This window comes from Pseudoalteromonas holothuriae, from assembly GCF_945859825.1.
Lineage (GTDB): Bacteria > Pseudomonadota > Gammaproteobacteria > Enterobacterales > Alteromonadaceae > Pseudoalteromonas > Pseudoalteromonas holothuriae.
Genome location: NZ_CAMAPC010000051.1, coordinates 1 through 2,615 on the forward strand (window position 1 = coordinate 1; position 2,615 = coordinate 2,615).

Genomic DNA, 2,615 nt, shown 5'->3' on the forward strand with positions numbered 1-2,615 from the left:
TGCATATTCTCCCCAGCTTTGATCATCCAATGGCATTAACTTTGATCGCTTATTCTCATTAAGCTTTGATCACGACAATCACTCGATAATGATCACTTTTGTGTTCTTAATGATTTTGCCGATCAAAGCTTAATGCCACTCGTTACCGAGTTCACGTTTTATCATTTTTGTAGGTATGTTAAACCGTTATCTAAATCATTTGATGAGGGTAACAATCATGTCAACAAGACCTATATCTATGAGTAAATTACATGCTATTTTACGGCTGAAATATTCAGCAAAGTTATCCCATCGAGAGATTGCCAGAAGTTTAAATATCTCCCCTGGGACCGTCGCTAATTACGTTAAAAAGGCTAATGAGTTAAGCTTAAACCAATGGCCGTTACCTGAAGATAAGCAACATAGTGCTTTTCTTAATACAAAAATCAGAGACTTCTCACCCCGTCCAAAAAGATACCCAACACCTGATTGGCTCGCTATCAACAGGGATTTAAAGCAACACAAACATTTAACGTTGCAGTTAGTATTCGATGAATTACGTGAGAAAGTCGGTGAGCCTTATTACAGCTATAGCCACTTCTGCCGCACCTATCGGGAATGGGTGGGAAAACAACGCTTGTCGATGCGTCAGCATCATAAAGGTGGTGAAAAGCTGTTTGTGGATTATTGTGGCCCCACACTGACTATTACGTGCCCCACAACGCAGGAAACACGGACTGCTCAAGTATTTGTTGCCGTGCTCGGCGCATCAAATTATACCTATGCTGAGGCAACGTATAGCCAACAACTTGAAGATTGGGTGATGAGTCATGCCCGTTGCTTTGCATTTTTAGGTGGTGTTCCTGAACTTGTTATTCCCGACAACTTAAAAAGTGCCGTTAGTAAAACCTGTCGCTATGAGCCTGATTTAAACCCCACGTATCATCAATTAGCCGAGTATTTTAACGTCGCTGTCATACCCGCTCGACCTTATAAACCCAAAGATAAATCGAAGGCTGAAGTCGGTGTACAAATTGTTGAGCGTTGGATCATGGCACGTCTGCGTAACCAAACCTTCTACAGCTTAGCGCACTTAAATCAAGAAATAGCAAAGCTACTTGATGTAATGAACAAAAAGGTGATGCAGCAATATCAACAGTCACGTAAACAGCTATTTGATATGGTGGATAAAAGCGCATTAAAGCCATTGCCTGAAAAGCCTTATCACTACACACAAATCAAAACGGTGCGAGTACACATTGATTATCATGTTGAAATAGAAAAACACTATTACAGTGTGCCGTATCAGTGGGTTAAGAAACAATTACGCGCACACATAACCAATCAGCTAGTACAGCTTTATCATGACGATACCTTAATCGCACAACATCCTCGCTCACATCGTTTAGGCGGGCATACAACACAGCCTCACCATATGCCTCTAGCGCATCAAAAACAGCATGAGCAGTCACCGATAAACTTACGCTCATGGGCATTAAGTATTGGAGAGTATACCCACCAAGTTGTTGAGTTACAGCTCAGTGGACGACGCCACCCCGAGCACGCTTATCGCGTCTGTTTAGGGCTGTTAAGTTTAGCTAAAACGTATTCAAAAGAACGGCTTGAGCAAGCATGCTATCGCGCAATCGTGATGAATACGACAACACTCAAATCAATTAAGCAGATGCTGAAAAAAGGATTGGATCAACAACCGTTACCCACACAGCAAACAGAGCCAGAAAAGCCAATTACACATAGCAACATACGTGGCACAGATTATTACCATTAAGGAATGAAAACATGATAGACACCATTAACCAGCAACTTCAACTACTCAAGTTATCGGGTATAAAGCAAGCACTCAAGCAGCAGCTTGAACAGCAAAATCTATATCAAGAACAAAGCTTTATAGAGCGCATCAGTTTATTGCTTACACATGAAATTGACACGCGTGAGCAAAGGAAAATCGACCGACTCGTGCGACATGCTAAATTCCGCTTACCAGCTCAGTTAAATCAACTGATTTACTCGCCGACACGTAATATAGAAAAAGCACAGATACGTAACTTAAGCCAAAATAGCTGGCTGAACTTACACCAAAATATCTTAATCACCGGCGCAACAGGTTGTGGAAAAACCTACCTAGCATGTGCCTTAGGGCATGAACACTGTTTGCAAGGAAAAAGTGTTTACTATATTCGATTGAAAGAACTACTTGAAAGCCTGTTTCTAGCACAAGCAGATGGCAGTTACCGGAAATTACTGGCGAAGCTAATAAAGTATGATCTACTGATTTTAGACGACTGGGGGCTTGAACCACTGAGTGCGCAGCAACGAGGTGACTTACTCGAATTAATCGATGCGCGGTACGGGTATAAATCACACATAATTATAAGCCAGCTCCCGCAGGAAAACTGGCATGAGATGATAGGAGAATCAACTCATGCTGACGCCATTTTAGATAGGCTAATTCATGGTTCGATTAAGTTGAATTTAAAAGGAGAATCGATACGAAAACAGTTAAATAAATTGACTGATGATGATCAGTTAAGCTAATTTAAAAACGGCTCTACAAAATGATAAATCAAGTGATCAAAGCTGATGAGAATCGGTGATCAAAGTCATGAGAATGCGCA

The 2,615-nt window shown here is 41.2% G+C and carries 2 protein-coding genes; both read left to right on the forward strand.

The window, feature by feature from the left end:
- Nucleotides 1-217: 217 nt before the first annotated feature.
- Entirely contained in the window at nucleotides 218-1,768 is a 1,551-nt protein-coding gene (gene istA / locus OCI93_RS20720) for an IS21 family transposase (protein WP_261627233.1), read from the forward strand.
- Nucleotides 1,769-1,779: 11 nt separating this feature from the next.
- Nucleotides 1,780-2,535, forward strand: coding sequence for an IS21-like element helper ATPase IstB (istB, locus tag OCI93_RS20725; protein WP_261591864.1), 756 nt, complete (start codon nucleotides 1,780-1,782; stop codon nucleotides 2,533-2,535).
- Nucleotides 2,536-2,615 lie beyond the last annotated feature (80 nt).

What these genes read in the sequence shown, in the direction of transcription:
- istA (WP_261627233.1), top strand. Translation starts at nt 218, where the DNA reads ATGTCAACAAGACCTATATCTATGAGTAAATTACATGCTATTTTACGG.
- istB (WP_261591864.1), top strand. Translation starts at nt 1,780, where the DNA reads ATGATAGACACCATTAACCAGCAACTTCAACTACTCAAGTTATCGGGT.